Origin of the sequence: Amphibacillus jilinensis Y1 (genome assembly GCF_000306965.1) — a bacterium.
Classification (GTDB): Bacteria; Bacillota; Bacilli; order Bacillales; family Amphibacillaceae; genus Amphibacillus_C; species Amphibacillus_C jilinensis.
Genome location: NZ_JH976435.1, coordinates 513,125 through 528,813, shown reverse-complemented (window position 1 = coordinate 528,813; position 15,689 = coordinate 513,125). Strand labels below are relative to the sequence as shown.

Below are 15,689 nucleotides of genomic sequence, written 5' to 3'. Positions count from 1 at the left end.
TGCTTACCAATGACTATGCCTTTAACCTTAGAATGGACTTTAGTTACTGAAGGCCAAGAAGAACGCGTTGAAGATCAAAATAATCTATTTAAAATGTCAATTGATGGTTATCGATTATATCCGATCCAGGACCAGATTGAAATTAGAAGACACAAAGATTCTGATCAAATTGGCTTCGGAAGAATAATAGAACTAACCTGGCGAGACAATCGAACTTTTTGCATCTATCAACTCGATTCATTATACAGTGTCAATTAAATGCATCGATTGTCAGATTATCCATTACATTGCGGTTACCCAGGAAATATAACACGCCTTCAACCAATGGGCGTTCCCACTGATTGGTCTTTAAGTGAATCAAGACATGAGCGTTAGATATGTCCCACCTCAATTCAATCGATCCATTTCTTTTACCCTTTTGATTTTAATTGTTTAATCAAAAGGGTATTTTTATTATTACACTACATCTAAACATAAACTCACCATACTTTCTAATCATTGACATACTAAATTTCCTATGCTAGATTTTAAAAATGCAAAGAACTATTACAAAATTAAGGAGTGACAGAGATATGGGAAGAGGTGGAGGTTCTGGTAAACGAGGCGGTGCTTCCGGCGGTCGAGGAGGCGGAGGTTCTGGTAAACGGGGCGGTGCTTTCGGTGGCGGCCGAGGAAGCGGCGGTCGAAGTCGTGTTGGCAACTCGTTTGGACCAGGTAAGAAAAGAGGAGGTGCTCAGCCTTCTGCAAACAGACCTAGAGGTGGTGGCTATCGACCGAGAACAGGCGGATTCTATGGCAGACCTTTTTATCGTCGACCATGGCGACGTAGAGGTTATTATGGCGCACCTGGGTGTGGTGGATCAGGTTGTGGTTTTGCTATTATTATTATTTTTATTCTATTAGGATTAATGGTTTTTTCACCTATCCCTAATTTTTTCTTGAATTTCAATAATGGTTTTTCTAGTAACCTTTTTTCAAGTAATGTACAGCAATCCACTGTAGAAAGAGAAGCTCTACCAGACGGATCTGTAGACGAAACAGACTACTACACCGACAATGTAGGTTGGATTGACAATCACACGGTAATGATCGATGGGCTCCGTCATTTTTATAATGAGACAGGCGTTCAACCACATGTTTACATAGTTGATGAAATAGATGGAAGTAAAAACCCGTCAGAAACAGAAATAGAAGAATATAGCCATGATTTATATGACCAATTATTCACAGATGAAGCGCATTTATTATTGATATTCTTTGAGCCTCGAGCAAACGAATATATGACTTACTATGTGGTGGGATCACAAGCAAGAAGTGTTATTGATAACGAAGCAGCAGCTATCTTGCTTGATTATGTTAATCGCTATTACTTTGATGATAATTTGACAGATGCAGAATTTTTCAGTCGTTCATTCCAGCAGACAGCTGATCGAATAATGGAAGTAACGCGCTCACCATGGATTACCGTTTGGATACTTATTGCTATCGTGGCGCTTATCTTTATTTTATTCAAATGGTGGAAGCATAAGCAAAAGCAAAAAAATGAAGAAGCGAAGCAAACTGAAGAAATGTTAAATAAACCTTTAAATACTTTTGGAAGTAGCGAAGCAGATGACTTAGCGAAAAACTATAAGCAAAACACCAAAGAAGATTAAAGCATAGTGATTCGCAGTACCGAAGCACAGTAAGAAAAACGATAGATACCAAATGGTTTAGTAAACCAACTTGGTGAGTAAATGATGTACATCCCTTTAGGTAGACAGATTGAAACATAAAGATTATCTGTCTACTAAAGAGGGGTGTACTTTTTGTATTTCAACGTACTCCCGACTTAAAATAGAAAATCACTACTGTCTATTTTGAGACAAGCTATTATCGCCGATTTTTTGTGATCAAGCTGTGATTATCAGTCGGGTTAATAGGTGTTGCGCATTTCTGTAAATATGGCTCTCGAACACCACACTTTAGCATTATAAATAATCTTGCCATTTTGTTGATCTTGAATCACAATTTTATCTGCCCAGCGTAAGCTATTAAGTAAGAAGCAGAGAAAAGAGGGGAATAAAATGAAGCAAATGCCTTCCAACTATACAAGTGGTTATCCTTTTAATCAAACCTTCCAAGCCGCTCCTTGGATGTCTAATATGCCAAATATCCAACAACCTTATATGGCGGCTCAAGCCGCACCTAAAACAGGGCTTACGGGTCTACTTCAAAAATTCATCCCCGCAGGTGGTAATTTAACACAAACGCTTGATCAATTGCAGAATGTTTTAAAAATGGCTCACTCTTTCACACCAACACTTCAACAATATGGTCCATTGTTAAAGAATTTACCTGGTATGCTAGCACTGATGAAGGAATTTAATGAAAGTGACGACGATGCAACTGACTCGTCTACTGATGAAGCGAAAAAAGAAGATGACGAGCCAAGTGATTTATCAGATATCTTAGCAGTTGAAGATGACAATCAACAACAAGAACACCAGGTGAAGATAGAATCCAATGACCAAATCAGAGAAACAAGTAATCATTCAAAAAATCTATATCGCATTGAAACATTAGCAGACCAAAATCAAACTGAATATAATAAACCGAAGCTCTATATTTGATAATCATTGTAATCGCATTTAAAATAGAGGATATACTAAATAAGTGAGGAGATATTCATTTGGTACATTCAGATCAAGCGCTAGCTACATTCGCAGGAGGTTGTTTTTGGTGTATGGTGGAGCCTTTCGATCAACAACCAGGTATTATATCTGTTGTCTCTGGCTATACTGGCGGACATAAAGACAATCCAACTTATGAAGAAGTTTGTTCAGATACAACGGGGCATTACGAAGCTGTACAAATCACCTATGATCCTAATATATTCCCCTATGAAAAATTAGTCGATCTTTTTTGGAAACAAATCGATCCAACTGATAGAGGTGGACAATTTAACGATAGAGGCTCATCATATAAATCAGCCATTTTTTATCACAATAGCGAACAAAGAGAAATAGCCGAAGCGTCTAAACATGCATTAAGTAAATCAAATAAGTTCGATAAGCCTATTGTAACTGAAATTTTACCGGCAAAAACGTTTTATCGAGCAGAAGAGAAACATCAAAATTATTATCAAAAAAACAGCTTTCATTACCGCTTATATAAACAAGGTTCTGGTAGAGAAGCTTTCATCAAAAACCATTGGAAACCTTCCTATTCTAAGGAAGAATTAAAATCCAAGTTAACATCACTTCAATACCACGTGACCCAAGAAAACGGTACAGAAAAACCGTTTCAGAATGATTACTATGCAACTGAAGACGAAGGGATTTATGTAGATATTGTTAGTGGAGAACCTTTATTTTCTTCATTAGATAAATATGATGCTGGTTGTGGATGGCCAAGCTTTACGAAACCCATAAATCGTAATGAAATTGAAGAATCCCTTGACACCTCTCATGGCATGAGACGTATTGAAGTAAGAAGTAAAGGTGCAGATAGTCATTTAGGACATGTATTCGATGATGGTCCTACTGAATTTGGTGGCACGCGTTATTGCATTAACTCAGCCGCTCTAAGATTTATTCCAAAACATGAATTAGAAGCTGAAGGTTATGGTGCATATAAGCAGTTGTTTAATCAGTCATAATACAAAAGAACGTGAAGGTGAAAATGATTATTTTAACCTTCGTATTAACTAATAAACCTTCTATATAACATGAATTGAACTTTTTTATATACAATGGTTATTTTTTTTGTAGAAACGTGCTAAAATATAAGATAAGTTTAATAGGAAAGGAAAAGGGAGGAAGAATTACCTTGATCCATAAATACTGGGAAGAAAATGAAACCATTAAACAAATAAAATGTGTTCACACGAATGCTAAAAAATTTGTTGTTAATAATATGCTAACACCAGAGAAGGTATATGATGTAAAAAATGAGACAGACGAGTTTTATTTTATTATTGATAATTCAAATCGTATTGGTGGATTCCGAAAAACATATTTTACTGAGGAATTCAAATAATAATTGCCCTAATATCAGCTTTATATGGTAGGTAACCCTATTGACTCTTAGCCTAATCAGGAGATGATCCAATGAAAAAGCTCATTCTTATTCGACATTGTCAAGCAGAAGGTCAACATAAAGATTCTCCTTTGACGAATAACGGCGTTAATCAAGCAAGACGATTAGCTGAATTCTTAAATTCAAAGGGATTAAAATTGGATAGAATTATTTCCAGCCCATATATGAGAGCTGTCGAAACAATAAAGCCTTATGCAAGACAAAATGAGATTGATATTGAAACAGACTCTCGATTACAAGAACGTATCTTAAGTGATCAGCCTGTTGATGATTGGTTTGATGTTGTTGAGACATCATTTAAAGATATGGATTATCGACTACCTGGTGGCGAGTCATCCAATGATGCATTACAACGTGGGCTTCAAGTCATTAAAGAAGCAATGGAAGATCCAAATCATCAACAAATTGCGATGGTGACTCACGGTAACTTACTTATGCTCCTGCTCTCTCAGTTTGAGGAGGGCTATGGTTTTACACAATGGCGATTATTAAAAAATCCTGATATTTTCATTATTGAACATGAGCAAGACTTTTATCAACTTCAACATATTTGGTAAAAGCATTTACACTATTTTTGAGGGAGGCATTTAGAGTGGCGTTTGTTATAACATCTCCATGTATTGGAGAAAAGGCTGGGGAATGTGAAGAGGTATGCCCTGTTGATTGTATAGAAGAGGGAGACGATATGTTTTATATTGATCCTGATATTTGTATTGACTGTGGTGCTTGTGAAGCGGTTTGTCCTGTTGAAGCTATTTTTATGGAGGATGAAGTTCCAGAAGAAGAGCATGAATACATTGCATTAAACCGTCGTTTTTTTGAAGAAAAATAAAATGTCCTTTAATCAGTGGACGTTTTACCGATAGTTATCTGTAATGAATAAGAAAGTCGTGTATATTTGTTTAATAAATACACGACTTTTTTCATTTTAATAGCAAAATCAGTAAACGACATCAAAGGACTGGTACGCTTTAAGTTCTTCGTAAATATTCAGATCAACATCTTCAACTTGAGCAGATGGGCTTGGCCCAGCTTTGATCGCATCAATAAACTGATATAATTTATCAACTTCACCTTCACCTTCAATTTCAACCGTATCATCAGGTAAATTTTTCACCCAACCGCACACGCCTATTTCCTTCGCTTTCATTTGCGTGGTATATCGAAAACCAACCCCTTGAACTCTACCCGAAACAATCATATGAGCGCGTAAACGGGACATATCACATCACTCCTTTATTCATTATCTATATATTTCGTTCCCTCGTTCATATTATACTAAACCAACATAAGGAGGACATCACTTTGTTAAAAGAAATTACACCGTCAGCCTTTCCACATTTTCAAATCGGCCATGCAACCTATCCAAACGGTTTAACAGGGTGCTCAGTTGTTCTCGCTCCTAATGGGGCTATCGCAGGCGTTGATGTACGCGGCGGATCACCAGGGACGCGCGAAACAGATTTACTGAAATCAGAGAATCTAATAGACAAGGTGCACGCCATCTTTTTGACAGGCGGAAGTGCGTATGGCTTGGATGTTGCTACAGGTATCATGCGTTATTTAGAAAAGAAACAAATTGGATTTAGCACACCAGCTGCCCATATCCCTATTGTTCCTGGTGCAGTTCTTTTTGACTTAATGATCGGTAATCCTTCCGTGCGCCCAGACGCCGAGTTGGGTTATCAAGCCTGCTTAAATGCAGGGACAGCAAAAGGGTTAGTTGGGAATGTCGGTGCCGGATTAGGTGCAACTGTAGGTAAATGTTGTGGACCTGATTATGCAATGAAAGGTGGGATAGGGTACTATGCAGTAGAGTTAAGTGGGGTTAAGATAGCAGCATTAATTGCTGTTAATAGCTTTGGCGATATTATTAATCCAACAACAGGAAAAGTATTGGCAGGTGCTTATGATAGGGGGCAACACATGTTTTTGGATAGTGAGCAACAGTTATGCAATCAAATGACTCAATCGACTAATCGTTTTTCTGGCAATACGACGATTGGTGTCGTTATGACTAATGCCAAAGCTACGAAAGCACAAATGAATAAAATAGCTAGTGTAGCTCATGATGGTCTAGCAAGAACGATGCGACCGTCACACAGCTTTGTCGATGGTGATACGTTATTTACTTTAAGCAGTAACGAGGAAGAAGTAGATTTAAATGTAATTTCCATGTTGGCTACTACTGTAGTTGAAAAAGCGATCATCAACGCGATTAAATCTGCTCAGTCAGTCGAAAGTTATCCAAGCTATCAAGACGTTAGGGATCGCTTTAGTTAGAAAATATATTATAAAGTATAAAAAACTGTGATTTTTATCACTGCTTTTTTGATTATTTGCTTCATAATAAACATTAGACTGTATTTTTTTGAGGTGAACAATGATGTGTTTATATAAACCTGAACTCCAAGCCACTGCAAAAGATTTAGACGAAGTTAAAGCTTTAACAAAAGCTGGTGCAGATGCTATTGTATTAGGGAATCAACAATTTGGAAATCGTGTTTGTGGTGATTTTACTTTAGATCAAGTGAAATCGGCGACAGATTGGCTGCATTTAGAAGGAAAGCGCATCTATATCATGGTTAACGCTATTTTTCATAATGACCACTTAAAACAACTACCCGATTATTTAAAGACGCTTGAAACATTTGGAGTAGATGGTATTATTGCTGGCGATCAAGCGATTTTTCAGCTACTAGACGAGCTCAATTTAACGCTCCCTTTAACATGGAATCCAGCTACATTATCAACAAATTATCAGACTTTAAATTTTTGGCATCAACGCGGGCTAAAACGTGCGACACTATCAAATGAATTATCACTTGATGCCGTTATTGAAATAAAACAAAAGGTTGCATTTCCAATAGAAATACAAGTACATGGTATGACGTGTATTTTTCAATCAAAACGTAAACTGATCCGTAATTATTACAATCATATAAAAGAGGACTATAATCCCGAGCAAATGCGTTTTATTAAAGAAGATAAGAAAGATGATACACACTATCCGATCTTTGAAGATGGGAATGGTACCCATATTATGAGTAACGAAGATTTAGTGATGATTGAATATCTAGATCAAATACTAGAAGCAGAAATTGATGGCTTACTGATTAATGGCATATTAAAGACAAAATCTTATAATGAAAAAATTGTTTCTATTTACCGAGAAGCTATTGATACCTACTTAAACAATCCCCGCCATTACCAAATAAAGAAGTCAGGGTGGAGACAGGCTATTGAAGATATTCAACCTGAGCAACGCGCGATGAATACCGGTTTTTACTTTAAAGAACAGATATATTAACAAGAGGTGTATGGGTTATGACAACAAGACAAAAACCAGAATTGCTTGCACCCGCAGGTAATCTTGAAAAATTAAAATTTGCAATTCACTATGGAGCTGACGCTGTTTACATTGGCGGAAGACAATTTGGGCTCCGTTCTAAGGCGGGGAATTTCACCTTTGATGAAATGCGTGAAGGTGTTGCGTTTGCAAATAAGTACGGAGCAAAAGTATATGTTGCCACTAATATTATTGCTCATAATGAAAACTTAGAGGGGGCACATGAGTATTTTAAAAACCTCTATGAAGTTGGTGTCTCAGCTGTTATTGCTGCCGATCCTGCACTGATTCAATCTTGTCGTGAAGCTGCACCAGATTTAGAAATACACATTAGTACACAAGCATCCATTGCCAATTGGAGAACAGCACAATTTTGGAAAAATGAAGGGATTCCACGCGTGGTCTTAGCACGTGAAGTATCTGTTGAAGAAATTCGGGAAATGAAGGAAAAAGTAGATATTGAAATTGAAGCATTTATCCATGGTGCGATGTGCATTTCTTACTCTGGACGGTGTGTACTTTCCAATCATATGACATCGCGTGACGCGAATCGCGGAGGATGTGCTCAATCTTGTCGTTGGAAGTATGATTTATTTGAAGATGGTAACGATGATGACATCTCTTTATCAGAGCAAGCAGATGAGAAATATACAATGAGTGCCCAAGATTTAAGCATGGTTGAACACTTACCGGACTTAATTGAGGCTGGTGTTGATTCACTAAAAATTGAGGGGCGCATGAAAAGCATCCACTATGTTGCAACAGTCGTAAATGTATATCGAAAAATCATTGATACATATTTTGAAGATCCGGATCATTATCAAATTGATCCAGCGTGGATTGATGAAATATGGAAAGCTGCACAGCGTTCCTTATCAACAGCTTTTTATTATAATGAACCGACAGATAAGGATCAATTATTCGGCAAACCAGATCGGATCCCTAAATATGATTTTGCTGGTTTAGTACTTGACTATGATCAACAGACACAAATTGCAACAATTCAACAGCGAAATAGCTTTGGTGTCGGTGATGAAGTTGAATTTTTCGGACCCCATTTCTATCATTTTAAACAAACCATCACTGAGTTATGGGATGAACAAGGTGAATCGATAGATCGGGCCAAACATGCGATGATGACCACAAAAATAAAAGTTGATCAACCTTTAAAATATTATGATATGATGCGGAAACAAAAGTAAAAGATTAGAGGGTTAACCTCTAATCTTTTACTTTTTTACTGTATTATTTTGTATAAAGGTAAAGAAACAAGGGCAAACCAAAATAGTAAAGGGGAGGGTACTATGAAAACCGTCAAGTTTGAACAAAATGAAATCTATTATGAAGTAATTGGTGAAGGTTTACCGATACTTTTCATTCATCCTCCAGGTTTAGGCCGAATTGTTTTTCAAACACAATTATCATTAGCTAAATACTATCAATTAATTATGCCTGATTTTAGTGGACACGGGCAATCCACAGCTCAGTATCGGCTACATATTATCGATCAATATTGTAAAGAGATTGAAGCCATCTTGGATAAAGAAGACATTAACAAAGTTATTATATGTGCATACTCAGCTGGAGGCGTAGTTGGACAAATCTTTGCTTGTCACTATCCAGATCGAATCGAAGCATTAATCATTGCTGGAGGCTATCCAAACGTTAAAACTTCAGCGTTACATCTTATATATTTAGCAGGTATGTTTACATTACGGGTTTCCAGAAATTTCTTATCAAATAGGCTAGCAGCTAGTAATACAACAAATGATAGTGATCGAAAGAAACTATTAAAGCACATTCATCAATCAAACCCAAATAAATGGTATCAATATTATTTGAGCACACATCGGGTAGATATTAGACATTATATCAATAAAATAAACTGTAAAAGCTTATTTATCTATGGCAATGTCACGGACTTTACACATTATTATCGAAGGTATTATCAAGAGAATACGTTTATTCAATTAGCTTATGTAGAAGACGGGACACACCAAATTCCGCCCAAAAAAGCAGAAGCATTTAATCATTTAATAAGAGCATTTATCGATTATCATATCTAATTTTTTATTCTGTCTCACTATCATAAGTATACTTCTTTAATGAGATGAATGATCTATATTCACTCATAACTTCCGATAATATATATTATGTAAACTAGAATATTAAATTTGACTAAACTATATTCTGTTCTCCATCTTTGATTGACTTCTCACCTGACCTACTGCTTTGTTTGATTTGATTATAACTATTAACATTCATAATCATCGTTCTCACCGCCTCTTACACACGCTCTTTGCTATTTCTTTTTGAACGACAAAATGACTTCACGCCGTATGTATAGCTCACATCATAAAAGCTAGTTTATATTAGATCTATTCAATAAAGGGATACCTCCAACATTTTGACGTAAAACCCACACTAATACATTTTTTACTATAAAAAAACCGGTAAACCTTACTTTAAGGGTACCGGCACAAGAATTTATCGGTTTAAGGGTCTTAAAGAGTTTATTCCTTAGTTGGCCTTCCGCCTTTCCTACCTCTACTTCTAGCAGATTGTAAACCTGCTTTCGTACGTTCACTGATGATGTCCCTCTCTAATTCATCAATACTTGCCATTGTACGAAAGAAAAAACGCCCCATTGCAGTCGATGTATCAATACTGTCCCTTATAGAAATGAAATTAACCTTTCTTTCCTCAAATGTTTCTGCTAGTTCAATTAAGTGCTTGGTAGATCTTGAGATACAATAGCAAAAAATCTTCTATTTTATTTAACATAGAAACCCGTTCAGAAGAGAACGGATTAAAAATTAACATAGATGTATTATTTTACTTTAAATGTATATAGTCTTCTCTAAGGATGCCGTATATTTCTAAATCAATTACTCCTTTACCAGACCATAAAGAAGCTTGTCTTAACAATCCTTCTTTTATAAAACCGTTTTTTAAGAGGACCTTCTTTGAAACCTCGTTTGCAGGCATGACCTCTGCTTGAATTCTGTTTACATTAACTTCTTCAAATAAAAATTTTACTAGCTTACGAACGGATTCAGTTGCAATGCCCTTTCCCCAATCGTCTTCTGTCAAAAAGTAACCAATAGACACCATATCCACTTTTTGGTTAAAATCCATAGCTTCTATAATTCCCACCAATTTATTACTTTGATTCTTCTGAAAGATACCCCATTTAACTCTACTTTTTTTATGGAAATCCCTATCAAAATGGCCAATCATCTTACTTACCGTTTGTACGTTATGTTTAGGAATGATCCCACAATATTCAAATATTTTGTCGTTGTCGTAGATCGTATATACTTCCTGTAAGTGTACTTCTTCAATCTTTCTTAATACTAGATTCTCTGATTCCAATATTGGAAAATTTCCAAAAACCATTTCTAAATTCATGCTATTCTCTCCTTAGGCTATTCCTTAATGGGTATGTAAATCTTCATTTTCATTTCATTTGGAAATGTTGAATTTAAGACATCTGTAACTTCAAAATCTGGTCCATCTTTTCTTTCATAATTAGAATTAGGTAGCCATGTCCCATAGATGTATCTTCTAGTGTTTTGAACTAAATCAGTGGTGCCGTTGACTTTGAATTCAGCATATTTACCCCCTGGAATTTCAAAATTCACAAAACCATTTTCTAATTCTGTATTAGATTCTTGAACTTCTTCACCAACAATAAACGAAAAATGACCATCATCATGAAAGTTAGTTGATATACCGTATGACATATTAGGTGTAATTTTCTTAGGAATTCGCTGATAATATTCATTTCTTCCAAAATCAATATAAAATCCCGGAACTTCTGCAAAATATTTTTCGTTATTTAAATTTGTTTTGTACTCGTAACCGATAATATGTTTCTTGTTCAGTAAGGTTATTTCAGGTTTGTTCATACTTATATCTCCTTTCATTCTATTTTTATAATCCAAAAAGTTAATTTTGATTTGCTGGCTTATAATAGTTTCTTCTTTTCGATATTTAGCTGGGGTTATACCAAAACAATTTACAAAAGCGCGCGTAAATGCTTCTTGGGAACCATATTGAAAAGATATTGCTATTTCTAATATGTTCTTTTCCGTTTCCTTCAGTAATTTCGCAGCTTCAGAAAGTCTTCTGTCTCTTATGTACTGCTGCACAGAAAATCCCGTAATTGCTTGGAAAAGTCGCTGAAAATGAAAAACTGAAAAACAAGATTTTGAGGAAACTTCAGTAATATTCAATTCGTCTTGTAAGTTCCTTTCAATGTATTCAATCGATTTTTGTATTCTTTCAAAGTAATCCATTCCTCAACACCTCTGTATATTCATTTTATAATTTAAACAAAAGAATTTTTTGATAATTTGTGCTAATTCGTACATTTATATTGTAACCTATACTGTGTTCTTCTTTTTGAGATTTTAAGTGCATATAAAAAGACGGCTCCCTTTAGAAAAGGAATGCCGTATCTTTAATTCCATAAAATGTATTAACGTGGGTTTTATGTCAAAATGTTGGTGGTACCCCATAAATAAGTGTATTGGGTCGAACATCTAGTTCAAATCCATTGCCTAGACCACACTAGTCTCAAAGACAGCGTAGAACTTACATTGATAAACATGATAGCTAGCTACTTTAAGATAAACTCGTCTGCCAGCTTTGATCAGCTGCAGACTTTAAGAAATCCTAGTCGAATGGAATCAACGATCAAGCCCTTAAAGTCAACTAAATTGTAAATTTACATTATTCCCTGTATATTGAATGTATAACATGCATGATGGGAGATGATTTGAGTGGAAATTTTACTAACGGGTGCTGCTGGAGCAATAGGAAGCTCTTTGACATATGGATTGAAAGATAAATATTCACTAACGTTAACAGATATAGACAAGAAAAAGCTAACAAAATTGAATAATAATTTTCTAATTGAAGAATTAGATATAAATGATGCTCAGGCTTGTAAATCATTGTTTTCAGGTATAGATGTTGTTATTCACTTAGCAGGAAATCCTAATCCTGAACAGAATTTCGAATCAATATTAGAAAGCAATATAAAAGGAACATACAACGTATTTAAAGCAGCTGTAGATAATAAAGTTAAAAAAGTTATATTTGCAAGCAGCGCTCAAACTATTGAAGCATATCCCGTAGATGTGCAATTAAGCGAAAACGACCCCGTTCGACCCAAAAATTTATATGGCGTCAGTAAAGTTTTCTGTGAATCTCTAGCCTCTTATTTTTCTTATGAATATCATATTCCCTTTATAGCATTAAGAATAGGTGCGTTTGATGAAGTGAAGAAATATAATAAAAGTTTAAATGCTAGAGATATGAGTGCATATCTAAGCCCTGAGGACCTTGTTCAATTAGTTGATAAGTGCATTTCAATCGATATTGGAAATACTTTTGAAATTATTAATGCAATTTCAAATAATAAATATAAAAGGTTGGACATTCAAAAGGCTAAAGAAAAATTAAATTATTCACCAATAAGCGATGCCTTTAAAGAATGCGGATTTACTTTCGATAATTAAAATAGTTTATGCTAACAATAATATCACCACTATAACGCTAACATAACGCATACTACTATATCATACATAAAGTCACATTCGACATATCTTCTTTTCTATCCCTTTTATGCGTCTAAACAATGTATATCAAAATGAAGAACCATTTCTACTAATGAAAAATGGTTCTTCTGACGGCTAATGATTTACTCTAATCTTTTTAAAAAAGTTCACTATCCCCAAGATACACAGTATAAGCCACACTGTCATTAGAAATGAAAACGGCGGCAGTAATGGGGTTAACAAGTTTCCTGAGGGTACATCTATTATCTCTGATATGACATACGCCAGCAGTATATGAATGCCGAGCAATAATGAACTTTTAACAACTAGAGATATCAAGTCCCTCTTATCTCCTTTTGCTAAAAAAAATATGATAATTGGTAGTACAAACAACATCAAGAGAATGAGCTCAATAATCGAAGTTGCATCTCTCAACTGTGTAAATCTTGCTATATTGTCTTCAGTAATTAGCGTTTGCCCTGCTAACATACGAGAGTACATATGAGCGCGCTTATCAATGAATACGTAAGTAATAAAGGTAACCGAAATTAGTATTGTAACTATAATTTGAAAGTTTTTTTTCTGAATTATATCTAAAATAACTTGCATCTTTTAATACCACCTAGTTTATCCCATGAGTAATTGTGTGATGGTGTCTTCCATAATCAAGTGGATGACCAATTGGTATAGAACCAATCGGAAGTGCTAAAGTACCACCCATTTTATAACTAGCCGAATGGTTTACTGTAGATCCTGAAATCGAACTTGAAGTTGATACATTTTCTAAAAACGGACTAAATGAGGCTCCCCAGTTTGCGGTTCGAATTGTAAGATTAGGTTCCGGAGCTGATGTAATTCTATATGTGTTGATGTTATAACTAAATGTCCCACTAAGTGTAACTACCCATTCTTTTGGAAAAGAATTAGTCGTTGTACTATTAGTACCATAACCATAAAAATTATAACTAACCGATCTACTTCTAATATCATTCATCACACTAAAATCATTTTTTTTAGTTAAATTTTCTGTTTCAGAGTAGCCTATTATCCAGTTATTTTGAATTACCAATTCATGAATACTTTGATAATCATCTTGCTGTAACATTATATTGGCATCTTCTTTAAACCATTGCGTCACATTAGAACCAAATATGTCTGTTACTAAGATATTATCTTCATGTTCAAACATCAGATCAATAAATTCAACAAAAAGATCAGTCACTTCTGAATTTTCAGTTTTTTCCGACAAAGAGTTTGCTGCTAAAACTTGAGCACTAGGAAGTATGGTAATACAAAGAAAGGCTAACATGGAAAACAAAAGCATTACATTTCTAATTCTATCACTCCTCCAATATTTTTACTTATTATACCATTAAATACTTGATATGTCAATAATACTTGGCGTTGAACAAGAATAAAGCATCCAATTTATCGCCTCCGGTTGAAATTTGAGATGATCACTTTCATGACAATGTACAAAGTTCACTTCGGATCGTCGTTAAGATAGAAAATCAATATAGGCAGGGGTATCTAGTTATATCTCAAATTAAATAAATGTAGGTATTTGATAACTGTTTCTTGATCTTCCTGTTAATAATAAACGTCTCCTTAAACACATGTAGAGTTATGTTTAAATCGATGCACAAAAAAGCGTACTCCTTAAGATTTCTTAAATAAATTATTAATTATAACCCTTGCTCAAACAAGACTTCTTTAAGAAATGAATCATTCAACCATTCGTTTAACTGGCCTGTGGAGAATCCTTTTGAAACATTGAGGTCGACAAGCGTACCACCAGAGTAGCCGAAAGAAGCCGATCTATCTGCTATGGTGTCGGGCCCTTTTAATAGGACATTTTTCAACTTTTTCAACATACTTTGAAAACTATTCGCTAAGTCGCTTTTCGGATCAATGGACGCTTCAATCACTCGCTCAAGCCGTTCATTTCCACCTGTAATCTCTCCGATTTCATTCAAGCTGACATCTGATAATGACAGTCCAGCAACTGTTTTCAAAAACGCATTTACATGCCATTTTTCGTACGCCTCTCTGTCCAATGGTATTCCGTTTTGTTCACCGACCAACTCCGCGTGGCTTAAAAGGCGCGCACCGAATCGTTTATCGTCGTCATTTAAAACGGCTTCGATCTGTGCTCGTTTTTGCTCATCTTCAATTCCTTCAACGCGAATGCTATTATTTCCGTCGACATGTAACGTTAGATTTTCATGTTGAGAAAGGGAAATGCCACTTTCACTCAACGCCTCGTTGATCTGGTTGTTCAGACGTTGCCTGTCCATATAAAGATTGTAAATTTCAAATTGAACACCGTTCATTTGCGACCGTAATGACACTGCGTTTTTTTGGGCAGCTTCAGCTTGTTTGCTTATGGAAAGGCTGTCATTATGTTTGACGACTTGTGCCTGTGAAACTTTTGCCTTTACTGGTCTATTCATGGTAGCCGATTTCAACAATTGGTCTGAATAAAATGAAAGCTTTACCTTGTCTCTGATATTCATGGGATCTCCTTTCAGGATCATTTCCTTATTTTATTTTTATATCGGCTAATGTTTGAATATGTTTACCAATTTTATGTTAAAGAACTATTTCTGTCACCGTAGGTCCTGCTTAATACATCTCGATTAAATTGAACAAAATAACTCCCCTTCTTTCCTTCCTCCTTTACCTTTGTTCTC

Annotated in this window: 18 protein-coding genes and 2 pseudogenes; 12 read left to right on the top strand and 8 right to left on the bottom strand. The window is 35.4% G+C overall.

Annotated features, from left to right (window positions below; genetic code table 11):
- Positions 1 to 9: 9 nt before the first annotated feature.
- The 7 genes from B494_RS0109430 (at position 10) to B494_RS0109395 (ending at position 4,912) form a co-directional block, all read left to right on the top strand.
- Positions 10 to 258, top strand: a complete 249-nt coding sequence (locus tag B494_RS0109430) for a DUF2584 family protein (protein WP_017472149.1) — start codon at positions 10 to 12, stop codon at positions 256 to 258.
- Positions 259 to 572: 314 nt separating this feature from the next.
- The gene (locus B494_RS0109420) at positions 573 to 1,655 is read left to right on the top strand and encodes a TPM domain-containing protein (protein ID WP_017472148.1); all 1,083 of its coding nucleotides are present in this window, start codon (positions 573 to 575) and stop codon (positions 1,653 to 1,655) included.
- Positions 1,656 to 2,066: 411 nt separating this feature from the next.
- Positions 2,067 to 2,612: a VrrA/YqfQ family protein gene (gene vrrA, locus B494_RS20150; protein ID WP_017472147.1), complete on the top strand. Its 546-nt coding sequence runs from the start codon at positions 2,067 to 2,069 to the stop codon at positions 2,610 to 2,612.
- 59 nt (positions 2,613 to 2,671) lie between these two features.
- On the top strand, positions 2,672 to 3,640 hold the full coding sequence (gene msrA, locus B494_RS0109410; protein ID WP_017472146.1) for a peptide-methionine (S)-S-oxide reductase MsrA: 969 nt from the start codon (positions 2,672 to 2,674) through the stop codon (positions 3,638 to 3,640).
- Between the two features lie 170 nt (positions 3,641 to 3,810).
- A complete protein-coding gene (locus tag B494_RS0109405) occupies positions 3,811 to 4,020 on the top strand; it encodes a DUF6501 family protein (protein WP_017472145.1) in 210 nt (69 codons plus the stop codon).
- 71 nt (positions 4,021 to 4,091) lie between these two features.
- Positions 4,092 to 4,637, top strand: a complete 546-nt coding sequence (locus B494_RS0109400) for a histidine phosphatase family protein (protein ID WP_017472144.1) — start codon at positions 4,092 to 4,094, stop codon at positions 4,635 to 4,637.
- A gap of 35 nt (positions 4,638 to 4,672) precedes the next feature.
- Complete coding sequence (locus tag B494_RS0109395; RefSeq protein ID WP_017472143.1) at positions 4,673 to 4,912, top strand: indolepyruvate ferredoxin oxidoreductase subunit alpha; 240 nt, start codon at positions 4,673 to 4,675, stop codon at positions 4,910 to 4,912.
- A 108-nt stretch (positions 4,913 to 5,020) separates the two neighbouring features.
- Here B494_RS0109395 and B494_RS0109390 read toward each other — a convergent pair whose 3' ends face one another.
- Positions 5,021 to 5,302 carry an acylphosphatase gene (locus B494_RS0109390; protein ID WP_017472142.1) on the bottom strand — a complete coding sequence of 94 codons (282 nt, stop codon included), beginning with the start codon at positions 5,300 to 5,302 and terminating at the stop codon, positions 5,021 to 5,023.
- 83 nt (positions 5,303 to 5,385) lie between these two features.
- Here B494_RS0109390 and B494_RS0109385 point away from each other — a divergent pair, with 83 nt between their 5' ends.
- The 4 genes from B494_RS0109385 to B494_RS0109370 all read left to right on the top strand — a co-directional run bounded on the left by B494_RS0109385 (position 5,386) and on the right by B494_RS0109370 (position 9,495).
- Entirely contained in the window at positions 5,386 to 6,363 is a 978-nt protein-coding gene (locus B494_RS0109385; protein ID WP_017472141.1) for a P1 family peptidase, read from the top strand.
- A 103-nt stretch (positions 6,364 to 6,466) separates the two neighbouring features.
- Positions 6,467 to 7,390: a peptidase U32 family protein gene (locus tag B494_RS0109380; RefSeq protein WP_017472140.1), complete on the top strand. Its 924-nt coding sequence runs from the start codon at positions 6,467 to 6,469 to the stop codon at positions 7,388 to 7,390.
- Between the two features lie 17 nt (positions 7,391 to 7,407).
- A complete protein-coding gene (locus B494_RS0109375; protein WP_017472139.1) occupies positions 7,408 to 8,631 on the top strand; it encodes a peptidase U32 family protein in 1,224 nt (407 codons plus the stop codon).
- A 102-nt stretch (positions 8,632 to 8,733) separates the two neighbouring features.
- Positions 8,734 to 9,495, top strand: coding sequence for an alpha/beta fold hydrolase (locus B494_RS0109370; RefSeq protein ID WP_017472138.1), 762 nt, complete (start codon positions 8,734 to 8,736; stop codon positions 9,493 to 9,495).
- 450 nt (positions 9,496 to 9,945) lie between these two features.
- Here B494_RS0109370 and B494_RS20520 read toward each other — a convergent pair.
- From B494_RS20520 to B494_RS21430, 4 genes and pseudogenes are all read right to left on the bottom strand, one after another.
- Positions 9,946 to 10,179 (bottom strand): annotated as a pseudogene (locus tag B494_RS20520) (recombinase family protein); the annotation flags it as partial.
- Positions 10,180 to 10,264: 85 nt separating this feature from the next.
- A complete protein-coding gene (locus B494_RS0109355) occupies positions 10,265 to 10,840 on the bottom strand; it encodes a GNAT family N-acetyltransferase (RefSeq protein WP_017472135.1) in 576 nt (191 codons plus the stop codon).
- Between the two features lie 17 nt (positions 10,841 to 10,857).
- Entirely contained in the window at positions 10,858 to 11,730 is an 873-nt protein-coding gene (locus tag B494_RS0109350; protein ID WP_017472134.1) for an AraC family transcriptional regulator, read from the bottom strand.
- A gap of 251 nt (positions 11,731 to 11,981) precedes the next feature.
- Positions 11,982 to 12,158, bottom strand: a pseudogene (locus B494_RS21430) (IS1380 family transposase); the annotation flags it as partial.
- A gap of 58 nt (positions 12,159 to 12,216) precedes the next feature.
- On the opposite strand from B494_RS21430, the gene B494_RS0109345 reads away from it, so the two are divergent.
- Positions 12,217 to 12,957 (top strand): NAD-dependent epimerase/dehydratase family protein, encoded by a 741-nt coding sequence (locus B494_RS0109345; RefSeq protein WP_017472133.1) that lies wholly within the window; start codon positions 12,217 to 12,219, stop codon positions 12,955 to 12,957.
- 174 nt (positions 12,958 to 13,131) lie between these two features.
- Here B494_RS0109345 and B494_RS0109340 read toward each other — a convergent pair whose 3' ends face one another.
- From B494_RS0109340 to B494_RS0109330, 3 genes are all read right to left on the bottom strand, one after another.
- Complete coding sequence (locus tag B494_RS0109340) at positions 13,132 to 13,605, bottom strand: hypothetical protein (RefSeq protein ID WP_017472132.1); 474 nt, start codon at positions 13,603 to 13,605, stop codon at positions 13,132 to 13,134.
- A 13-nt stretch (positions 13,606 to 13,618) separates the two neighbouring features.
- Positions 13,619 to 14,314, bottom strand: a complete 696-nt coding sequence (locus B494_RS0109335) for a hypothetical protein (protein WP_144032207.1) — start codon at positions 14,312 to 14,314, stop codon at positions 13,619 to 13,621.
- Positions 14,315 to 14,681: 367 nt separating this feature from the next.
- Positions 14,682 to 15,512, bottom strand: coding sequence for a DUF4885 family protein (locus B494_RS0109330; RefSeq protein WP_017472130.1), 831 nt, complete (start codon positions 15,510 to 15,512; stop codon positions 14,682 to 14,684).
- Positions 15,513 to 15,689: the final 177 nt, after the last annotated feature.